Raw genomic sequence first — 19,648 nt, forward strand, 5'->3', positions numbered from 1 at the left:
CGACGTCGGACGGCGGTGCCGGCTCCGAGGTTAGCGCTCACCACGCCACCGACCACGGCACCTCCGTCGTCGAGCGTCTCTGGATGTCGGGAGTGCGGCGCGGATCCGCGACATCCAGAGACGCTCGGCAGCAGCGGGCAGCAGGATGCCGGGGCGGCGACCGCGGCGACTACCCTGAGGCGGTGGCACATCTCCTCGGCGCGGACACCATCGCGCTGTCCATCGGCACCCGCACCCTCCTCCACGACGTCTCCCTCGGCCTCGACGACGGCGACCGGGTCGGCGTCGTCGGACCCAACGGCGCCGGGAAGTCCACGCTGCTGCGGCTGCTCGCCGGCACCGCCACCCCCGACGCCGGCCGCATCACCCGGGTCGGCGGCTCCCGCCTCGGCATGCTCGACCAGCGCGACGACGTCCCCGAGGGCGCCAGCGTCCTCGACCTCGTGCACGGCGACGACGAGACCCACGAGTGGGCGTCCGACGCCCGCATCCGCGCCATCCACGCCGGGCTGCTCGCCGACCTCGACCTCGATCAGCCCGCCACCACGCTCTCCGGCGGGCAGCGGCGCCGCGTCGCGCTCGCCGGCCTGCTCGCCCAGGACCCCGACGTGCTGCTCCTCGACGAGCCCACCAACCACCTCGACGTCGAGGGCGTCGCCTGGCTGGCCGAGCACCTCAAGCAGCGCTACGGCCGACCCGGTGCGACCGGTGCGCTCGTCGTCGTCACCCACGACCGCTGGTTCCTCGACGAGGTGTGCAGCCGCATGTGGGAGGTCCGCGGCGACGGCACCGGCGCCGTCGACGGCTACGAGGGCGGCTACGCCGCCTACATCCTCGCGCGCGCGGAACGTCAACGACAGGCGGCGACCGCGGCCGAGAAGCGCGACAACCTGCTGCGCAAGGAGCTCGCCTGGCTGCGCCGCGGCGCTCCGGCCCGCACCTCCAAGCCCAAGTTCCGGCTCGACGCCGCCGCCGCGCTCATCGCCGACGAGCCGCCGCCCCGCGACCGGCTCGAGCTCACCCAGATGGCCACCAAGCGGCTCGGGAAGGACGTCCTCGACCTCGAGGACGTCACCGTCGCCGTCCCGCGCCCCGGCGGCGGGACCCGCACCCTGCTCGACGACGTCACCTGGCGTCTCGGCCCCGGCGACCGGTACGGCCTCGTCGGCGTCAACGGCGCCGGCAAGACGACGATCCTCGCCCTGCTCGCCGGACGCCGCGAACCCGACTCCGGGCGTGTGCGCCGGGGCAAGACCGTCGAGGTCGCCGAGCTCAGCCAGGAGGTCGCCGAGCTCGACGACGTCGGCCACCTCACCGCCGTGCAGGTCGTCGACGCCGAGAAGCGCACCGTCGTCGTCGACGGCAAGGAGCTCACCGCCGGGCAGCTCACCGAACGCCTCGGGTTCACCCGCGAGCGCGCCCACACCCCCGTGCGAGACCTCTCCGGTGGCGAGCGCCGCCGTCTCCAGCTCCTACGGCTGCTCGTGTCCGAGCCCAACGTGCTGCTCCTCGACGAGCCCACCAACGACCTCGACACCGACACCCTCGCCGCCGTCGAGGACCTCCTCGACGGCTGGCCGGGCACCCTCATCGTCGTCTCCCACGACCGCTACCTGCTGGAACGGGTCTGCGACCGCCAGTGGGCGCTGCTCGGCGACGGCGCGCTGCGGGACCTGCCGGGTGGGGTGGAGCAGTACCTGGAGCTCCGGCGTGCTGGCGTTGGTACGGCGGGTGGCGGGGTGTCGTCGTCGCGAGGCAACCGCTCGGCTGCTCGGTCCTCGCAGCCTCCTGCCAGGCCCAGCCAGCCTCGCCACGACGACACCCCGCCACCCGCCTCGGGTTCGGTCGTCGGCTCCGGAGGCCCCCTCGCTGCGGGCGGGGAGACGTCGGGGACGACGGCGACGGCGGCGGAGCAGCGCGCCGCGCGCAAGACGGTGCAGCGGGTCGAGCGGCAGCTCGCGAAGTTGACGGCGGAGGAGGCGACGCTGCACGACAAGATGGCCGCCGACCCGACGGACTACGAGGGCGTCGCGAAGCTCGACGCGCGGCTGCGGGATGTGCGCGCCGAGAAGGAGGACCTGGAGATGGAGTGGCTGGAGGCCGCCGAGCTCGCTGAATGATCCCGCGGCACTCAACCTTTCCGCGTCCTACGGCGTGAAGAAGGTGTGACAGCGACGACGAGCAGGCCCGACGACGTGGCCGACCCACCCAGCAGCCGCCCGGCTCCCGCGGTGACTTTCAGGGTGGTCCGCGCGGGGGCGAGCCCCGCCGACGAGTTCACCGCATTCATGCGCGAGGCCGCGCCTCAGCTCGCCCGGACCGCGTGGCTGCTGTGCGGGGACGAGCACCAGGCCGACGAGCTGGTCCAGCGCGCCCTGACGAAGACGTGGCTCAAGTGGTCGACGGCGCGTGAGCGCGACCCGCTCGCCTATGCCCGGCGAGTGCTCGCGAACCAGCGGATCGACCTGTGGCGTCGTCGACGGCGCGAGATCGTCACCGACCCGCACACCCTCCCGGAGCGTTCCGCACTCGCTGGCGGGGTCGACCAGCAGGCCGACAGGGACCAGCTGGTCCGGGCGCTCGCGACCCTCACGCCCCGGCAGCGGCGGATCGTCGTGCTGCGGCACCTCGTGGGTCTCAGCGAACGGGAGGTCGCCGACGACCTCGACGTCTCCCTCGGCACCGTGAAGTCCACGGCGTCCCGCGGCCTCGCTCAGCTGCGCTCCGTGCTTGGCGCCGCCGACTTATCCACGACCGAGGAGGAGGCCGGACGATGACCGACGACAAGACCTTCGCCCACCAGCTGCGCGCTTGCGTCGACCGGGCTGCCCCGACGATCGACGTCGACACCGAGGCTGTGCTGCCCCGGGCCCGGCGACTCCGCGCACGCCGCCGCGCCGCGGCCGGAGTCGCCTGCGTCGGGGCAGTGGCGATCGCGGCCGGCTGGGTCGCGCAGGCCCAGCCGTGGACGCCGACGACGACGGAGATCGCCCCGGCGGCGCCAACTGCCTCGTCCGTCCCTGCAGAGCCGACGCCCGTCTCGGCCCCGGACGAGACGGCGGCAGTGATCGACGTGGAGGCCGGGACCATCGCCTTGCCGATCGACGACTGGGCATGGTCCGCGGAGGACTACGCGCTGTCCCGTACGGCGGTGACGCACTACGTGGTCGGTTGCCTCCAGGAGGCCGGCTATGAGGCAGCATTCCTCGGGCCGGTGCCTCCGGACCCGGATCGCGACGCCGCCTATGGCGTCTGGCGCACCGAGGACGCGGAGACGCTCGGCTACCAGACCCTTTTCCCACCCTTGGAAGCCGAGATCGCTGACGCCGGGTCCGCTTGGGACCCGGAGTCGGTGCCACGTGGCGTGGCGCAAGGCTGTCACCAGGAGGCGCAGGACGCCGGGCTGACGTACGACGTGCTCGACTTCGAAGTTGGCGCTCACCCCGAAGCCCCGAAGCGGGGAATCGCGCAGACTCTGTCGTCCGACGCGGCCCGATCGATCCGGGCCGAATGGCGCGAATGCCTGACGAATCAGGGGGTAATCGTGCCGCAGAGCGCCGAGGCGGGAATGGTTCCGGATGGCGTGTTCGGCATGCCGGTCGAGGAGCAGATCCGGATTGCCGCGCTGGACGTCGAATGCAAGCGAGAGCTCGGCACGACCCAACGGCTCGCGGACTTGGACGCCGCGGCGCAGGCAACGTACATCGAGGAGAATCGCAGCTTCTTGGCCGACCGTCGAGCTGTGGAGGACGCCGTGCTGGACCGGGCCCGCGAGTACCTCGATGAGCACGGGGTCGAGATGCCCTGAGCGGTCACGGCCAGGCGGTCACCAGGTGCTCGACCGCGAGACGCTGTCATCGCCTCCAGCAATGTTGGATGTGATCTAACTTGGATCGCGTCGAACATTCGGTCGTCGCTTGCGACTCTCCGGGCGCACGACGGTGCCGGGCCCGGAAGGAATCGGGCCTGGCGCCGTCGTCACCATCACGGCACGCGGTAGCCGCCCGCGCGGAACAGCTCGTACCACTCGGCACGCGTGAGCGGGACGTCCGAGCCCTGGGCGGCGCCGCTGACGCGTTCCGGTGTGGTCGTGCCGAGCACCACCTGCATCTGTGCCGGGTGGCGCGTGATCCAGGCGACCGCGATCGCGATGGGCGGCACGTCGTACTTCGCCGCGAGGCGGTCGATGACGGCGTTGAGCCCCGGGTAGTCGTCCGAGCCGAGGAACACGCCGGTGAAGAACCCGGCCTGGAACGGCGACCACGCCTGCACGGTGATGTCGTGCAGGCGGCAGTAGTCGAGGATGCCGCCACCGTCGACGGTGCGCGACTGGTCCTCGCCCGCCATGTTGGCGGTCACGCCCTGCGCCACGATGGGGGCGTGCGTGATCGACAGCTGGAGCTGGTTCGCGACGATCGGCTGCCGCACCGACTTCTTCAGCAGGTCGATCTGGCGCGGCGTGTGGTTGGAGACGCCGAACGCCCGCACCTTGCCCGTCGACTCCAGGTGGTCGAACGCCCGGGCGACCTCGTCCGGCTCCACCAGCGCGTCGGGGCGGTGCAGCAGCAGCACGTCCAGGTAGTCGGTGCCCAGCGCCTCCAGCGATCCCTCGACCGAGGAGACCAGGTGGTCGTACGAGTAGTCGAAGTACGGCCCCTCGCGCACGATGCCCGCCTTGGACTGGATGGTCAGCTCGGCCCGCTGCGACGGCGTCAGCCGCATCGCCTCGGCGAACCGTCGCTCGCAGCCGTGCAGCTCTGCGCCGTAGACGTCGGCGTGGTCGACGAAGTCGATGCCGGCGTCGCGGGCGGTGCGTACGAGCTCCCGGACGGCGTCGTCGTCCATCTGTGCGATGCGCATGAGCCCGAGCACGACGTTCGGGACGTCGCGGCCCGTGGTTCCCAGGGGGACTGTTCTCATGGGTGCTCCTCGGTCAGGCCGAGAGCTCGGCGAGCTCGTCGGCGGTCAGGGTGAGCTCGGCCGCTCGGACCGAGTCGGTGATGCTGGCGGGGCGCGACGCGCCGGGGATGGGCACGACGACGGGGGCGAGCGCCAGCTCCCAGGCGAGCGCGACCTGGTGGGGGCTGACGCCGTGCCGCTCCGCGACCCGGCCGAACGCGGCGTGCGCCGACCCGAGGTCGCCGGCACGGGCGATGCCGCCGAGCGGCGACCAGGGCAGGAACGCGACGCCGAGGGCGGCGCAGTGCTCGAGCTCGGGCAGGCTGGAGCGGAACGCGGGGGAGAACTGGTTCTGCACGGACGCGAGCCGCCCGCCCAGGACCTCGTTCGCCTCGTCGATCTGCGCCACGGAGGCGTTCGAGATCCCGGCCTGCCGGATGACGCCCTCGTCGAGGAGCTCGACGAGCGCGCCGACGGACTCGGCGTAGGGGACCGCCGGGTCCGGGCGGTGGAACTGGTAGAGGCCGATCGCGTCGACCCCGAGGCGTCGGGCGGACTCCTTCGCGGCCTTCTTGAGGTGCTCGGGGCGGCCGTCCTTCGTCCACGAGCCGTCGCCGGGGCGCAGGTGCCCGCCCTTGGTGGCGACCAGCACGGCGGAGGCGTCGCCGCCCCAGGACCGCAGGGCGCGGGCGATGAGCTCCTCGTTGTGGCCGACCTCGCCGGCGTCGCGGTGGTAGGAGTCGGCGGTGTCGATCAGCGTGACGCCGGCGTCCAGGGCGGCGTGGATCGTGGCGACGGACCGGGCCTCGTCGGGCCGGCCCTCGATGGACATCGGCATGCCGCCGAGCCCGACGGCGCTGACTGCGGTCTCTGCGATGGTGCGCTGCTGCACGGTGCTCCTCGTCTCGGTCCGGGTGTCCTCTCGACCATAGGAAGGGGGAGGATGAGAAGTCCAACGAAAGATGCTCATGACATTGAGAAGCAGGAGTGATCGATGGAGCTGCGTCAGATGGAGTACGTCGTCGCCGTCGCCGAGGAGGAGCACTTCACCCGCGCCGCGGCACTGTGCGGGGTCAGCCAGTCCGGCCTGTCGGCCGCGATCCGGTCGCTGGAGAAGGAGCTGGGCGCACCGCTGTTCCAGCGTTCCACCCGCCAGGTGAGCCTGACCGACGCCGGGCGCGCCCTGCTGCCCTTCGCGCGACGGATGCTCGCCCAGGCAGCCGGCGGGCGCGACGCCGTGGTCCGCGCCAGCCGGCAGCTCTCCGGCCACCTGCGCGTCGGGTCGGAGCAGTGCCTCGGCGTGGTCGACGTCGGCTCGCTCCTCGAGCGGTTCCGGCTGCGCCACCCGCTCGTCGAGATCCGGTTCGTCCAGGCCGGGTCGCACGAGCTCGCCGCCCAGCTGCGCGCCGGGGACCTCGACGTCGGGTTCCTCGCCGCGACCGAGCACCTGGGCGGCCTGCGCCGTCTCGAGCTCGGGCGCCGCGACGTCGTCGTGCTCACGCACCCCTCCGACCCGCTCGCGGGCGCCGCGGAGGTGTCCTGGGAGGACCTCGCCGAGCGCGACTTCGTCGACTTCCGCGAGACCTGGAGCGTGCGGCGGCTCGTCGACGAGGCCTTCGCCGCGCGCCACCTGGAGCGCCGCGTGCGGATGAGCGTCGACGACGTCCACACCCTGCTCGACTTCGTCCAGCGCGGCCTCGGCATCGCGATCGTGCCGCAGCACGTGGCCGCGAAGCCGCAGGCCGCCGGGCTCACCGTGTCGGTGCTGCCGGAGCACGAACGGCCCGGGTGGGTCGTCTCGGCGGTGTCGTCGCCGACGGCCGCGCCGACCGCGGCGCGGCTGCTGGAGCTGCTCGGCGAGGCGAACCTCGAGGTCGCTACGGCCGCGTGACCGCCCCGGGGGCTACCGGTCGAGGTAGGTGGGCCGGGAGGCCGTCCACAGGGCGACGGCCATGACGACCAGCAGGGCGAGGATCACCAGCAGCGGCGCGGTCCACCCCGCCGTCGACTCGTGGATCGCGCCGAGCGCGGTCGGTGCCGCGGCGGCGCACGCGTACCCGGCGGTCTGGACGACGGCGGACCCGCGACGGGCGGCCGCGACGCTGGGGGAGCGCTGGGCGAGCAGCGTGAGGATGACGGTGAAGCTGCCGCCCTGCGCGGCGCCGGCGAGGCACACCCACAGCCACCACAGGTCGGGCGCGACGAGGAGCCCGACGGGCAGGGCGATCCACAGCGCCGACAGCGACGCGGCCACCGCCCGCGCGGGAACCCGTCCCGCCAGGGCGATCGGCACGAGGAAGGCCCCTGCGATGGCGGCGAGCTGGAACGGTGCCGCGCCGCCCCCCGCGGCGGCGGGGGCGAGGCCGACCGTGTCGCCGAGGATCGACGGCAGCCACGCCGTCATCGCGTAGTAGCCGGACGCCTGCCCGGCGAACGCGAGGGTGAGCAGGACGACGAGGCGGCGCTGGGCGGCGTGCGCGGTCCGGTCGTCCCCGGCGTCCGTCGCGGCCGACCCGGCACCCCGAGCGGCGTCGGCGGCGTCGACCTTGCGATGGTGCGCGGCGAGGCCGCGCCCGGCCGGGACCCAGAAGGCCAGCGCGAGCACGGCGAGCACGCCCCAGCCGGCCAGCGCCCACTGCCAGCCGTACGCGACGGCGAGCGGGACGGTGAGCAGGGTGGTGACGGTCGACCCGGCGTTCATGGTGGCGGCGTACGCGCCGGTGACGGACGCGGCGCGCTCGCGAAAGTCGCGCGCGATGACGACGGGCACCGCGACGTTGCCGATGGTGATGCCGACGCCGAGCACGGTGGTGCCGACCATCGCGGTCGTCACGGACCCGGTGGAACGCAGCAGGGTGCCGCCGAGGATGCCGAGCAGCCCGAGCGTGATCGCGCGTTCCGGCCCGACGCGGGCGGTGAGCGCGGACGCCGCCGGGGTGAACAGGGCGAAGCACAGCACGGGGACCGACGTGAGGAGGCCGACCCCCGCGGACGTCAGGCCGAGGGACGCCGCGACGTCGTCCACCACGGGGGGCAGGGAGGCGAGGTGTGCCCGCAGGTTGACGGCCGCGAGCAGCAGCGCCAGCAGGACGAAGCCGCCCGCGGTGCGCCTACTCATCGAACTGCGCACCGAGGGTGCGCAGCAGGGCCGCGAGGCCGGGGCGCTCGTCGGCGGGCAGGGCGGAGAGCACGCCCGCCTCGACGTCGAGCAGGTCGCTCATCGCGGCGTCGACCCGGGCCCGCCCGGACGCGGTGAGCTGGACGAGGACGCCGCGGCGGTCGTCGGGCGAGCGGTGGCGCTCCACGAGCCCGCGCTGCTCGAGCCGGTCGATGCGGTTCGTCATGGTGCCGCTGGTGACGAGGGTCTGCGCGACCAGGCGGCCGGGCGAGAGCCGGTACGGGTCGCCGGACCGGCGCAGGGCGGACAGGACGTCGAACTCCCACGTCTCGAGGTCGTGGCGGGCGAACGCGCCGCGGCGTGCGCGGTCGAGGTGGCGGGCGAGCCTGCTGATCCGGGAGAACACGGCGAGCGGCTCGACGTCGAGGTCCGGCCGTTCGTGCTGCCAGGCGGCGACGATGCGGTCGACCTCGTCCCCGGTGCTGGTGCCGGCGCTGCTGCTCACCATCCGTCCAGCCTAGCGCGAATGTCTCGACGTCAAGACTCTTGACGGCGGAAGGTCAGCCGCCGATGAGACCCGGCTTGCGCTCCATGCCCGCCAGCCCGTTCCAGGCCAGGTTCACCAGGTGCGCCGCGACGTCCGCCTTCTTCGGCTGCCGCGCGTCGAGCCAGTACTGGCCCGTCAGCGCCACCATCCCGACCAGCATCTGCGCGTACAGCGGGGCGGTGCGCGGGTCGAGGCCGTTGCGCTTGAGCTGGTCGGCCAGGATGTGCTCCACCTGGGTCGCGACGTCCCCGATGAGGGACGAGAACGTGCCGGTCGCCTGCGCCACGGGGGAGTCGCGCACCAGGATCCGGAACCCGTCCTCGGAGGACTCGATGTAGCCCAGCAGGGCCAGCGCGGTGCGCTCCACCATCGCCTTCGGGTGCCCGCCCTCGGCCAGCGCCCCCGTCAGGGCTCCGGTCAGCGCCCGCACCTCCCGGTCGACGATGACGGCGTAGAGCCCCTCCTTGCCGCCGAAGTGCTCGTAGACGACCGGCTTCGACACGCCCGCCGTCGACGCGATCTCCTCGACGCTCGTGCCCTCGAACCCCTTCGTCGCGAACAGGCCCCGGCCGACCGCGAGCAGCTGCTCGCGGCGCTGGCTCGCCGTCATCCGGGCACGGGGCGCACGCTTCGACTCGCGGGGCTCGGAAGGCATGTGCCCATTGTGCCCGTATCCGGCGCGCGCACCACGAGACGGCGACGAGGCTGTGGCCGAGGCCACTGCGCCGACCTCCCGTCCACCCGGCAGACGCACACCGTTCATCCGCACGGACCTGGCACACTGAGACCGGACGTGCGTCCGTGCGGCCGGTCGGACCCTCGGGTCGGGCCGGGGATGCCGCCGGACCGCGACCGTTCCGCCTTGGTGTAATCGGCAGCACAAGGGTTTTTGGTGCCCTTGGTCCAGGTTCGAGTCCTGGGGGCGGAGCGCGCCCGAGTACCCGACAACGAGACGGAGCACCGGTGGTTCCCACTGCCCCTGACGGCGACCAGAACCCGACCGCACCGACGACGCCGCACCCCACGGCCGTCGTCGTCCTCGCCGCAGGGCAGGGCACGCGCATGAAGTCCGCGACGCCGAAGATCCTGCACGCCGTCGGCGGTCGCACCATGCTCGGGCACGCCATGACGGCCGCCCGCGAGCTCGAGCCCGCGCACCTCGCCGTCGTGGTCCGGCACGAGCGCGACCTCGTCGCCGCCGCCGCGACCGCCCTCGACGGGTCCGCGCTCGTCGTCGACCAGGACGAGGTCCCCGGGACCGGCCGCGCCGTGCAGTGCGCCCTCGACGCCCTCGACGCCCGCGTGCACGCCGCCCGCGCGGCCGAGCTCGCGCACGTCGACGACGTCCACGACGACCACGCGGACGGCGCCGACCACCCCCTCGGCGACGGCCTCGACGGCGCCGTCGTCGTGCTCGCCGGCGACATCCCGCTGCTCGACGGCGCCACGCTGGCCGAGCTGCTGGCCGCCCACCACGCGGACGGCAACGCCGTCACGATCCTCACCACCGAGGTCGCCGACGCCACCGGCTACGGCCGCATCGTGCGCGAGCCCGGCACCGGGGACGTCGTCGGGATCGTCGAGCACCGGGACGCCACGCCCGCCCAGCTCGAGATCCGCGAGATCAACTCGTCCGTCTACGTGTTCGACGCCGCCGTGCTGCGCCGCGGTCTCGCCGGCCTCGGCACCGACAACGCGCAGGGCGAGGTCTACCTCACCGACGTCGTCGCCTCCGCCGGCGCCGAGGGCGGCCACGTGCGCGCCCTGCTCAGCGACGACCCGATGGTCGTCGAGGGCGTCAACGACCGGGTCGCGCTCGCCACCCTCGGCGCCGAGCTCAACCGCCGCGTCCTGGACGGCTGGATGCGCGCGGGCGTCACCGTCGTCGACCCCGCCACCACCTGGGTCGACGTGGACGTCGAGCTGGCCCCCGACGTCACGCTGCTGCCCGGCACCCAGCTGCACGGCGCGACCGTCGTCGCCACCGGCGCCACCATCGGCCCCGACACCACCCTGACCGACGTCGAGGTGGGGGAGGGTGCGACCGTCGTGCGCACGCACGGCTCGCTGTCCGTCGTCGGCGCCGGCGCGTCCGTCGGCCCCTTCGCCTACCTCCGCCCGAACACGGTGCTCGGCGCGAAGGGCAAGATCGGCACCTTCGTGGAGACGAAGAACGCCGAGATCGGCGAGGGCTCCAAGGTCCCGCACCTGAGCTACGTCGGCGACGCCACCATCGGCGAGGGCACCAACATCGGCGCCGCGTCCGTCACCGTCAACTACGACGGCGTCGCCAAGCACCGCACCGTCATCGGCTCCCACGCGCGCACCGGGGCCGACAACATGTTCGTCGCCCCCGTCACCGTCGGCGACGGCGCCTACACCGCGGCCGGCAGCATCATCACCCGCGACGTGCCCGCCGGCGCCCTCGGCGTGAGCCGCGCCCAGCAGAAGAACGTCGAGGGCTGGGTCGAGCGCCGCCGTCCCGCCACCCCCGCCGCCGACGCCGCCGCCCGCTCCCTCGGCACGTCGCCCGACGGTCTCGGTGCGCAGGCGAGGCGTGAGCTCGCCGAGCACAATGCCCTCACGGGGGCGATCCCCGTGGTGCCCGACGACGCGTCCGGCTCGACCGAGTCCGCCTGACCTCAGCCCCCCTGCCCCGCACCCGAGCAGCAAACCGAAGGAACCCCCGCTGATGAACACCTCGATCCCCGGCACCGGTGAGCGCACCCTCGTCCTCGCATCCGGGCGCGCGCACCCCGAGCTCGCCGAGGCCGTCGCGAAGGAGCTGGGCATCGGGCTGCTGCCCGTCTCCGCGTACGACTTCGCGAACAGCGAGACCTACGTGCGCTTCGGGGAGTCGGTCCGCGGCACCGACATCTTCCTGCTGCAGAGCCACACCGCCCCGGTGAACCAGTGGCTCATGGAGCACCTGCTCATGGTCGACGCCGCCAAGCGGGCCTCCGCCCGCTCCGTGACCGTCGTCGCGCCGTTCTACGCGTACGCGCGCCAGGACAAGAAGAGCCGCGGCCGCGAGCCCATCTCCGCCCGCCTGGTGGCCGACATGCTCCGCACCGCCGGCGCCGACCGCATCATGAGCGTCGACCTGCACACCCCGCAGATCCAGGGCTTCTTCGACGGCCCCGTCGACCACCTGTGGGCCATGCCCGTCCTGACGGACTACGTGCGCTCCCGCGTCGACCTGTCCAACGTCGCCGTCGTCTCCCCGGACGCCGGCCGCATCCGCGTCGCCGAGCAGTGGGCCGACAAGCTCGGCGGCTGCCCGCTCGCGTTCGTCCACAAGACGCGCGACGTCACGCGCCCCAACCAGGCCGTCGCCAACCGCGTGGTCGGTGACGTCGAGGGTCGCGAGTGCGTGCTCGTCGACGACCTCATCGACACCGGCGGCACCATCGCCGAGGCCGTCAACGTCATCATGTCGGCCGGCGCGAAGTCCGTGGTCGTCGCCGCCACCCACGGCGTCCTGTCCGACCCGGCCGCGCAGCGCCTCTCCGAGTGCGGCGCCAGCGAGGTCGTCGTCACCGACACCCTGCCCATCGCCACCGAGAAGCGTTTCGACGGCCTCACCGTGCTGTCCATCGCGCCGCTCATCGCCCGCGCCATCCGCGAGGTCTTCGACGACGGCTCCGTCACGTCGCTGTTCGACGGCAACTCCTGACCACGCCGTCACCCGCCCCGCGGACCGCGTACCCGGAACCCGGGTGAAGTCCGCGGGGCCCACGGGTGAAAAGCGTGCCAGGCCTTACCTCCGCCGGACCCCGCGGTGGTTCGATCAGGGCTAGGCACGTACGCGGCGATGCCCCGCCATCCAGGTGGGGCGGGACGGCGGGCGACGGAAGAGCGGGAAGCCGATGACTGGGGAATCCAACCTGCTGCGGCGCCGGCGCCGGGCCGCGGCGGGTGTCGTCGCCCTCCTGGTCGCGCTGGGCGTGGCGGGCACCGGGTCCGTGGCGGTGTCCGGTCCGGCCGTTCCGCCCGTGCAGGTCGCCAAGGCCCCGGACGGTCCCGTCGTCGGGGACGCGCCCGTCGACGCCCGGACCGTGGGCGGTGGCACCGGGCAGGACCTCGTCGTCAACTTCCCCCGGGGCGAGGGCGGACCCGAGGGCTCCTCCCACGTCGCCCGGACGCTGTGGTGGTCGTGGACCGCCCCCGCCACCGCGCCGGTCAGGTTCACCACGCACGGCAGCGAGCTCGACACGGTGCTCCGCGTGCGCGAGGGCTCGGCCGAAGGTCGGCTCGTGGCGAGCAACGACGACGAGGGCGACGTCGCCACGTCCGCGGTGACCGTCGAGGCGATCGCCGGCCAGGAGTACTCCGTCGAGGTGTCGGCGGCGGCCGACGAGGCGCCGGAGGAGTCGCTCGTCCAGCTGACCTGGGAGCCCGCACCGCAGGCCGTCGCCGAGGCCCCGCCCGCCGTCGAGCAGCAGCTGACCGTGTCGTCGATCCCCGTCGCCGGGAACACGGGCGAGAAGCCCCAGTCGAAGACCTGGTCGCACGCCGGGACCTGGTGGACCGTGCTCGCCTCGACGGCGACCACCCCGCGCGGCACCTGGGTCTGGCGGCAGGACCCGACCACGGGGAGCTGGTCGAACGTCCTGCAGGTCTCCGACCGCACCGACGTCCGGGCGGACGTCCACCCCGACGGCGACGACCTCCACGTCCTGCTGCACGGGCCCGTCTCCTCGCTCGTGTCCCTGCGCTACGACCCGGCGACCGCGGGCTACGGCACCTGGCCGGGCCGCGCCGCCGCCACGGTCGTGTCCCTGCCGCAGAGCGAGACGGCGACGCTCGACGTCGACTCCACGGGCCGTATGTGGGTGGTCTGGGACACCGACTCCGCGATCCAGGCGCGGTACGCCGACGCGCCCTACGCCACCTTCTCCGAGCCGGTGACGATCGCCAACGGAATCCAGCCGGACGACATCGGGGCCGTCCGCGCCCTGCCGGGCGGTCGGATCGGTGTGCTCTGGTCCAACCAGAGCACGCGCCGGTTCGGCTTCCGCACGCACGTCGACGGGGCGTCGCCGACGACGTGGACGGCCGACGAGGTCCCCGCGGGGTCCAGCGCGCTCAACGTCGGCGGCGGGATGGCGGACGACCACCTCAACCTGGCGGTCGCCTCCGACGGGACCCTGTACGCGGCCGTGAAGACGTCCTACGACTCGTCGTCGCAGACGGTGGTCGGGCTCCTGGTGCGCCACCCCGACGGCACGTGGGACCCGATGCGCCGGGTGGACACCCGCGGCACCCGGCCGGTCGTGCAGATCGACGAGGCGACCGGTCGGCTCCGCGTGGTCTACACGGCCAGCACGGAGCTCGACGACATCCTCGAGAAGGAGACGTCGCTCGCCGCCCCGACCTTCACCGGCCAGGCCACCACGGTCATGGACGGGCGGTGGAACAACCCCTCCGGCAGCCGGACCCAGGCCGCGGGCGCGACGCAGGTGGCCGCCGCGTCGTCGTCCGCGGCGCGGGTGGCGCGCCTGACCTGGGTCGACCCGTCGGCGCCGCAGGCCCGGGACGCCTCGTTCTCCACCCAGGTCGGCGAGCCGGTGGTCGCGACCCTGCCCGGGTCGTCGCCGGACGGCGGGCCCCTGAAGTTCGAGATCGTGCAGGCACCCGCGACCGGGCAGGTCACCGCGCTCGACCCGGCGACCGGGGCGTTCACCTACACCCCGGGGCCGGACCAGGGCATCGACTCGTTCACCTATCGGGTGGGCGCCGGCGGCGAGTGGTCGCAGCCCGGCGTCGTCACCGTCCGGGTCGGCGACGGGGACGGGCTCGTCGGGGCGTGGGACTTCGACGAGGGGACGGGGCTCGTCGCGACGGACGCCTCCGGGTGGCACGGTGACGGGCTGCTGCGCGGCGGGACGCAACGGGTCGACGGCGCCGACGGCTCGGGCGCGGTGTCGTTCGACGGTTCGACGGGCTACGTCGAGGTGCCGGACTCGCCCGTCCTCGACACGACGGAGCAGCTCACGGTCGCGGCACGGGTGCGCGTCGACACCCACCGCAGCCAGTACGTCGTGAAGAAGGCGATCCGGTCCACCGTCGACGGGTGGGCGCTCGGGCTGTCGAGCACGGGTCGGCCGTACGTCCGGCTGGCGAAGGCGACGCAGGACGACCGCTACCAGGCGGAGGCGGCGGCGTCCGTGCCCGCGGACGGCGCGACCTGGGTCCACCTGGCCGGCACGTACGACGGCTCCACGGTGCGGCTCTACGTCGACGGGGTCCTGGCGGCGTCGGTCGCCGGTCCGACGTCGGTCCCGGTCAACGACCTGCCGCTGACGATCGGCGCCGACGCGAACGGCGACCGCTCCCTCGACGGCGCGGTGGACGCGGTCCGCGTGTTCGACCGCGGGCTCGACGCCGCGGAGATCGCCGCGCTGGCCGCCGGGGGACCGGTCGACACCGGCCCGCTCGCGCTGCCCGGCGCCTGGTCGACGACCGTCGGCCAGCCGGTGTCGGGCGTCCTCGAGAGCCGGGCGACGGGCGACCCCGTGACCGCCTTCGAGGTGGTCGACCAGCCGACCGGCGGCACGCTGAGCCTGACCCCCGCCACGGGGGCGTTCACCTACGTGCCCGGCACGGTCGCGGGCTCCGACTCGTTCACGTTCCGGGTCTCGGACGGCACCACGTGGTCCGCGCCGGCGACCGTCGTCGTCTCGGTCGGCAACGCCGACGGCGTGGTCGGGGCCTGGTCGTTCGACGAGGGGAGCGGCACGGCGGCCGCCGACTCCTCCGGCTGGGGGCACGACGCACTCCTGGTCGGCGACGCGACGTGGGCCGAGGGGCGGGGCGGGACGACGGCGCTGTCGCTGTCCGGCGGCACCGGCTACGCCGTGGTCCCCGACGCCGACGCGCTCGACGTGTCGGCGGGCTTCACCGTCGGGGCGTGGGTGCGACCGGGGGCGACCCGGACCCAGTACGTCGTGAAGAAGGCGTCGCAGAACACGGTCGACGGGTACGAGCTCGGTCTGTCCAACAGCGGCGTGCCGTTCCTGCGGGTCAACCAGGCGTCCTCGGGCGACGGGTACCGGGTGAACGGGACCACCAGGCCGCCGACCAACGGCACGTGGACGAGCCTCGTCGGCACCTACGACGGGTCCAGCCTGCGGCTGTACGTCGACGGGCGGCTCGAGGGGACGGTGGCGGGCCCGTCCGGGGTGGTCGCGAACGACCTGCCCCTGGTGGTGGGTTCCGGGGCGGACGGCTTCCGCCCCATGACCGGTCGGATCGACGACGTGCGCGTCTACTCCCGCGCGCTGGGCGGCGAGGACGTCGCGGCGGTCTACGGCACGCAGCCGACACCGACGCCGACGCCCACGCCGTCTGCCAGCCCGACGCCGTCGCCGTCCGTGTCGCCGTCGCCGTCGCCGTCGCCCAGCGTGACGCCCACGCCCACGCCGACACCGACCGTCACGCCCACGCCCACGCCGACGCCGACACCCGCGCCGACGCCGAGCGTGACGCCCACGCCCACTCCGACGCCCAGCCCCACGCCGACGCCCGCACCCGGGCTGCTGCGCAGCTGGACCCTCGACGAGGGCACCGGCACCGTCGTGGCGGACGCCACCGGGACGGGCGCGCCCGGCCAGGTGCTCGGCGGTTCGACGTGGGTCGCGGGGGTCTCGGGCCAGGCGCTGCGGTTCAACGGGTCGACCGGCTATGCCCTGGTGCCGGACGCACCGGACCTCCGGCTGTCGGGACCGATGACCGTCGCGGCGTGGGTCCGCCCGGAGCGGGTGGCGACGCAGTACGTGGTGAAGAAGGCGCTCCAGGGGACGACGAACGGCTTCGAGCTCGGCCTCGCGTCGAGCGGTCGCCCGTTCCTGCGCTTCAACCACGCGTCGTCGGGTGACGGGTTCCGCCTCGACGGGTCCGCGAGCTACCCGACGGACGGGACGACGTGGACGCTCCTGGTGGGGACGTACGACGGGACGACGATGCGCTTCTACGTCGACGGGGTGCTGCAGGGTTCGCGGCCCGGCCCGTCCGCGATCGGGACGAGCTCGCTCGGGATCGGGATCGGTGCGGAGTCCGACGGGACACGGGCGGTGCGTGGGGCGGTCGACGACGTGCGTCTCTACGGCCGGGCCCTGTCCGGGGCCGAGGTGTCGACCCTGTTCACGGACCAGGCATCGTGAGCGCCGCGGCCGGCGGCACGGACGAGGACGGCGGAGGCTCCCGGGGCGCGGAGGTCACCGTCGTGGTGCCCACGTTCAACGAGGGGCCGAACGTCGACGAGCTCGTGCGCCGGCTGACGGTCGCCCTCGACGGGGTCGACGCCGAGGTGCTCTTCGTCGACGACTCGACCGACGACACCCCCGACGTCGTGCGCCGGCGGGCGGCGGTCGCCGACCTGCCGGTCCGGCTGGTCCACCGGGCGGAACCCGTCGGCGGCCTGTCGGGGGCGGTGGTCGACGGCCTGCGGGCCGCGCGGGGCGAGCTGGTCGTCGTGATGGACGGCGACCTCCAGCACCCGCCGGAGATGGTGCCGGCGCTGCTCGCCGCGGCGGCGGAGACGGGTGCCGACGTGGTGGTGGCCTCGCGCTACACCGGCAAGGGGGACGCCGGGGGGCTGGACGGGCCGTGGCGCAAGGCGGTCTCGCGGGTGTCCGGGCTGCTCGCCCGGTCGATGTTCCCCGTGCGGCTGCGCGAGGTCAGCGACCCGATGACGGGCTTCTTCGTGGTGCGGCCCGCGCGGGTCGACCTGTCGGTGCTGCGTCCGCGCGGCTTCAAGATCCTGCTGGAGCTGCTCGCCCGCCAGCGGCTGTCGGTGGTGGAGGAGCCGTTCGTGTTCGGCGAGCGGTTCGCGGGACGGTCCAAGGCGACGGTGTCGAACGGCCTGCGCTACGTCCAGCAGCTGGTGCTGCTCCGGTTCGGCCGGCTCTCGCCGTTCGCCCTCATCGGGGCGCTGGGCGCCGTGCTGAACCTTGCGATCCTGGCCGGTCTGCAGTCCGCCGGTGTGCACTACCTGCCGGCCGTCGTGGCGGCCAACGTGCTGACGATCGTCACGAACTTCTGGTTGCAGGAGCGGTTCGTGTTCGCGGACCTGCGCGACGGCGTCCACGGGTTCTGGGGCCGGTTCGGGCGGTCGTTCGCCTTCAACGGGACGGAGGCCGCGCTGCGGACGCTGCTGCTGTGGTGGATCGTCGAGCGCGCGGTCCCGCACCCGGAGATCGTGCAGGCGGCGCTGATCCTGGTGGCCTTCGTCGTGCGTTTCGTCTTCCAGGCGCAGGTCGTCTACCGGCCGCGGCGCGCGGAGCGGTCGGCGGTGGTGCCCGGCGCGCCGGGCGGGACGATCGGCGTCGAGCCGGGAGGGTCGGCGCGCGAGGGAGTCTGAGACGTCACACCTCGGGGCGTTCCGCCCCGGCGGCGCCGGCGGCTATACTCGACCGGTTGCCTCGGCGAGGGACGTCTGACGGGCACCGGTCCAGCAGGACGGTGCGCACCGCACGCTCGGTCCGTCGGACGTCCGTGATCGACTGGGCGGCTGCTGGTGCTGCACGTCAGCACCGCGGCGTCCACGGTCAGTCCGTCACACGTCCCACGCCGACGCAGCCGCCCGTCCGCCGGTCCCCGCGCGGACAGTCGACGGCTCCCTCTGGTCGTCGGCACCATCGACTTCCGCAGGAGTGATCCACGTGTCCGAGATCAAGCTCACCGCCGAGACCCGCACCGAGTTCGGCAAGGGTGCCGCCCGCCGCATCCGCCGCGCGAACAACATCCCCGCGGTCCTGTACGGCCACGGCGCGGACCCGGTCCACCTCACCCTCCCGGGCCACCAGACGATGCTCGCCGTGCGCCACACCAACGCGCTGCTCTCGCTCACCATCGGTGACCGCACCGAGCTCGCCGTCGTCAAGGACGTCCAGCGTCACCCGTGGCGTCCCGAGATCGAGCACATCGACCTGCTGCTCGTCCGCCAGGGCGAGAAGATCGCCGTCGACGTCGCCGTGCACGTCGTGGGCGAGTCCGCCCCGGGCACCATCCACCTGGTCGAGTCGCAGGTCCTGTCCGTCGAGGCTCCCGCCACGAGCATCCCCGAGTCGTTCGAGGTCTCCATCGAGGGCCGTCCGGCCGGCGACACCATCACGGCCGGCGACGTCGAGCTCCCCGAGGGCGTCACGCTGCTCACCGAGCCGGAGTACGCCGTCGTCCTCATCACCGAGCCGCGCGGCGAGGCGGCGGACGACGAGTCCGAGGCCTCGGCCGCCGAGTCCTCCTCCGAGGCCTCCGCCGAGTGATCTGACGGTCTTCGCGGAGCACCCGCAGACCCAGCGACGCCCGACGGCGGCCCCGAGCCGCCGTCGGGCGTTCTGCATGCCCGGCGCGACGCGCCCGATGGAAGGATGTGCCCATGACCGACTCCCCGTGGCTCGTCGTCGGGCTCGGCAACCCCGGCCCGAAGTACGCCGGCAACCGCCACAACGTCGGCCAGATGGTCCTCGACGTCCTCGCCGGGCGCACGGGCGCCCGGTTCGCCCGCCACCCCCGCGCGCAGGCGATGGTCGCCGAGGCGCGCCTCGGCGTGCTGCCCGGCGGCGCCCCCGGACCGCGGGTCGTGCTCGCCAAGCCGTCGACCTACATGAACACGTCCGGCGGCCCCACGGCCGGGCTCGCGCAGTACTACGGCATCGACGCCGACCACGTGCTGGTGGTGCACGACGAGGTCGACATCCCCTTCGACACCATCAAGCTGAAGACCGGTGGCGGCGAGGGCGGCCACAACGGGCTGCGCGACATCTCCAAGGCCCTCGGCACGAAGGACTACACCCGCGTGCGCGTCGGCGTCGGCCGCCCGCCGGGCCGGATGGACACCGCCGACCACGTCCTCAAGGACTTCTCGGCAGGCGAGCGCAAGGACCTGCCGATCCTCGTCGACGACGCCGCCGACGCCGTCGAGATGGTCCTGGTGGACGGGCTGCTGGCCGCCCAGGGCCGGTTCCACGCCGCGCGTCCCTGACCTGCGTCGACGCGGGAGCACGACAGGATCTCCGGCGCCCGGGGAGACAGATTCACCCGGGTGAGATGGCCCCGGGCGCCCACCTGGCGCGGGCCCG

General features: G+C 73.8%; 15 protein-coding genes and 1 tRNA gene. 11 read left to right on the forward strand and 5 right to left on the reverse strand.

What is annotated here, in order from left to right; all coding sequences use genetic code 11:
* Nucleotides 1-182: 182 nt before the first annotated feature.
* The 3 genes from I598_RS15745 to I598_RS15755 all read left to right on the forward strand — a co-directional run bounded on the left by I598_RS15745 (nucleotide 183) and on the right by I598_RS15755 (nucleotide 3,808).
* Complete coding sequence (locus tag I598_RS15745) at nucleotides 183-2,120, forward strand: ABC-F family ATP-binding cassette domain-containing protein (RefSeq protein ID WP_068204015.1); 1,938 nt, start codon at nucleotides 183-185, stop codon at nucleotides 2,118-2,120.
* Between the two features lie 111 nt (nucleotides 2,121-2,231).
* Entirely contained in the window at nucleotides 2,232-2,777 is a 546-nt protein-coding gene (locus tag I598_RS15750; RefSeq protein WP_418268499.1) for a SigE family RNA polymerase sigma factor, read from the forward strand.
* On the forward strand, nucleotides 2,774-3,808 hold the full coding sequence (locus I598_RS15755) for a hypothetical protein (protein ID WP_068204018.1): 1,035 nt from the start codon (nucleotides 2,774-2,776) through the stop codon (nucleotides 3,806-3,808). Before I598_RS15750 ends, I598_RS15755 begins: the two co-directional genes overlap by 4 nt.
* A 176-nt stretch (nucleotides 3,809-3,984) precedes the next feature.
* Here the strand turns inward: I598_RS15755 and I598_RS15760 are convergent, their stop codons facing one another.
* Nucleotides 3,985-4,920, reverse strand: coding sequence for an aldo/keto reductase (locus I598_RS15760; protein ID WP_068204019.1), 936 nt, complete (start codon nucleotides 4,918-4,920; stop codon nucleotides 3,985-3,987).
* A gap of 13 nt (nucleotides 4,921-4,933) precedes the next feature.
* Nucleotides 4,934-5,791: an aldo/keto reductase gene (locus I598_RS15765; RefSeq protein WP_068204021.1), complete on the reverse strand. Its 858-nt coding sequence runs from the start codon at nucleotides 5,789-5,791 to the stop codon at nucleotides 4,934-4,936.
* A gap of 102 nt (nucleotides 5,792-5,893) precedes the next feature.
* On the opposite strand from I598_RS15765, the gene I598_RS15770 reads away from it, so the two are divergent.
* Nucleotides 5,894-6,790: a LysR family transcriptional regulator gene (locus I598_RS15770; RefSeq protein ID WP_068204023.1), complete on the forward strand. Its 897-nt coding sequence runs from the start codon at nucleotides 5,894-5,896 to the stop codon at nucleotides 6,788-6,790.
* 12 nt (nucleotides 6,791-6,802) lie between these two features.
* On the opposite strand, the gene I598_RS15775 is transcribed toward I598_RS15770, so the two are convergent.
* From I598_RS15775 to I598_RS15785, 3 genes are read right to left on the reverse strand one after another with little or no spacing between them, the layout of a single operon-like run.
* Nucleotides 6,803-8,017, reverse strand: a complete 1,215-nt coding sequence (locus tag I598_RS15775; protein WP_068204025.1) for an MFS transporter — start codon at nucleotides 8,015-8,017, stop codon at nucleotides 6,803-6,805.
* Nucleotides 8,010-8,525, reverse strand: coding sequence for a MarR family winged helix-turn-helix transcriptional regulator (locus I598_RS15780; protein ID WP_068204027.1), 516 nt, complete (start codon nucleotides 8,523-8,525; stop codon nucleotides 8,010-8,012). Before I598_RS15780 ends, I598_RS15775 begins: the two co-directional genes overlap by 8 nt.
* 52 nt (nucleotides 8,526-8,577) lie before the next feature.
* Nucleotides 8,578-9,174, reverse strand: coding sequence for a TetR/AcrR family transcriptional regulator (locus I598_RS15785; protein WP_068204029.1), 597 nt, complete (start codon nucleotides 9,172-9,174; stop codon nucleotides 8,578-8,580).
* A 246-nt stretch (nucleotides 9,175-9,420) separates the two neighbouring features.
* Between I598_RS15785 and I598_RS15790 the strand changes: the two genes are divergently transcribed.
* The 7 genes from I598_RS15790 (at nucleotide 9,421) to pth (ending at nucleotide 19,551) form a co-directional block, all read left to right on the forward strand.
* Nucleotides 9,421-9,492, forward strand: a tRNA-Gln gene (locus I598_RS15790).
* A gap of 134 nt (nucleotides 9,493-9,626) precedes the next feature.
* Entirely contained in the window at nucleotides 9,627-11,204 is a 1,578-nt protein-coding gene (glmU, locus tag I598_RS15795; protein WP_068205362.1) for a bifunctional UDP-N-acetylglucosamine diphosphorylase/glucosamine-1-phosphate N-acetyltransferase GlmU, read from the forward strand.
* A gap of 52 nt (nucleotides 11,205-11,256) precedes the next feature.
* Entirely contained in the window at nucleotides 11,257-12,240 is a 984-nt protein-coding gene (locus tag I598_RS15800; RefSeq protein ID WP_068204032.1) for a ribose-phosphate diphosphokinase, read from the forward strand.
* 193 nt (nucleotides 12,241-12,433) lie between these two features.
* A complete protein-coding gene (locus tag I598_RS15805; RefSeq protein WP_068204034.1) occupies nucleotides 12,434-16,729 on the forward strand; it encodes a LamG-like jellyroll fold domain-containing protein in 4,296 nt (1,431 codons plus the stop codon).
* The gene (locus I598_RS15810) at nucleotides 16,726-17,928 is read left to right on the forward strand and encodes a glycosyltransferase (protein WP_083973402.1); all 1,203 of its coding nucleotides are present in this window, start codon (nucleotides 16,726-16,728) and stop codon (nucleotides 17,926-17,928) included. The genes I598_RS15805 and I598_RS15810 overlap by 4 nt, the downstream gene beginning before the upstream one ends.
* A 301-nt stretch (nucleotides 17,929-18,229) precedes the next feature.
* Nucleotides 18,230-18,832 (forward strand): 50S ribosomal protein L25/general stress protein Ctc, encoded by a 603-nt coding sequence (locus tag I598_RS15815; RefSeq protein WP_068205363.1) that lies wholly within the window; start codon nucleotides 18,230-18,232, stop codon nucleotides 18,830-18,832.
* A gap of 113 nt (nucleotides 18,833-18,945) precedes the next feature.
* Nucleotides 18,946-19,551 carry an aminoacyl-tRNA hydrolase gene (gene pth / locus I598_RS15820; protein ID WP_068204039.1) on the forward strand — a complete coding sequence of 202 codons (606 nt, stop codon included), beginning with the start codon at nucleotides 18,946-18,948 and terminating at the stop codon, nucleotides 19,549-19,551.
* The last annotated feature ends 97 nt before the right edge of the window (nucleotides 19,552-19,648 follow it).

The organism is Isoptericola dokdonensis DS-3, from assembly GCF_001636295.1.
GTDB lineage: Bacteria > Actinomycetota > Actinomycetes > Actinomycetales > Cellulomonadaceae > Isoptericola > Isoptericola dokdonensis.

Excerpts from the sequence above, each read along its gene's own strand:
- I598_RS15755 (WP_068204018.1), top strand. The coding sequence starts at position 2,774 with ATGACCGACGACAAGACCTTCGCCCACCAGCTGCGCGCTTGCGTCGAC.
- I598_RS15760 (WP_068204019.1), bottom strand. The coding sequence starts at position 4,920 with ATGAGAACAGTCCCCCTGGGAACCACGGGCCGCGACGTCCCGAACGTC.
- I598_RS15770 (WP_068204023.1), top strand. The coding sequence starts at position 5,894 with ATGGAGCTGCGTCAGATGGAGTACGTCGTCGCCGTCGCCGAGGAGGAG.
- I598_RS15775 (WP_068204025.1), bottom strand. The coding sequence starts at position 8,017 with ATGAGTAGGCGCACCGCGGGCGGCTTCGTCCTGCTGGCGCTGCTGCTC.
- I598_RS15780 (WP_068204027.1), bottom strand. The coding sequence starts at position 8,525 with ATGGTGAGCAGCAGCGCCGGCACCAGCACCGGGGACGAGGTCGACCGC.
- I598_RS15785 (WP_068204029.1), bottom strand. The coding sequence starts at position 9,174 with ATGACGGCGAGCCAGCGCCGCGAGCAGCTGCTCGCGGTCGGCCGGGGC.
- glmU (WP_068205362.1), top strand. The coding sequence starts at position 9,627 with ATGAAGTCCGCGACGCCGAAGATCCTGCACGCCGTCGGCGGTCGCACC.
- I598_RS15800 (WP_068204032.1), top strand. The coding sequence starts at position 11,257 with ATGAACACCTCGATCCCCGGCACCGGTGAGCGCACCCTCGTCCTCGCA.
- I598_RS15805 (WP_068204034.1), top strand. The coding sequence starts at position 12,434 with ATGACTGGGGAATCCAACCTGCTGCGGCGCCGGCGCCGGGCCGCGGCG.
- pth (WP_068204039.1), top strand. The coding sequence starts at position 18,946 with ATGACCGACTCCCCGTGGCTCGTCGTCGGGCTCGGCAACCCCGGCCCG.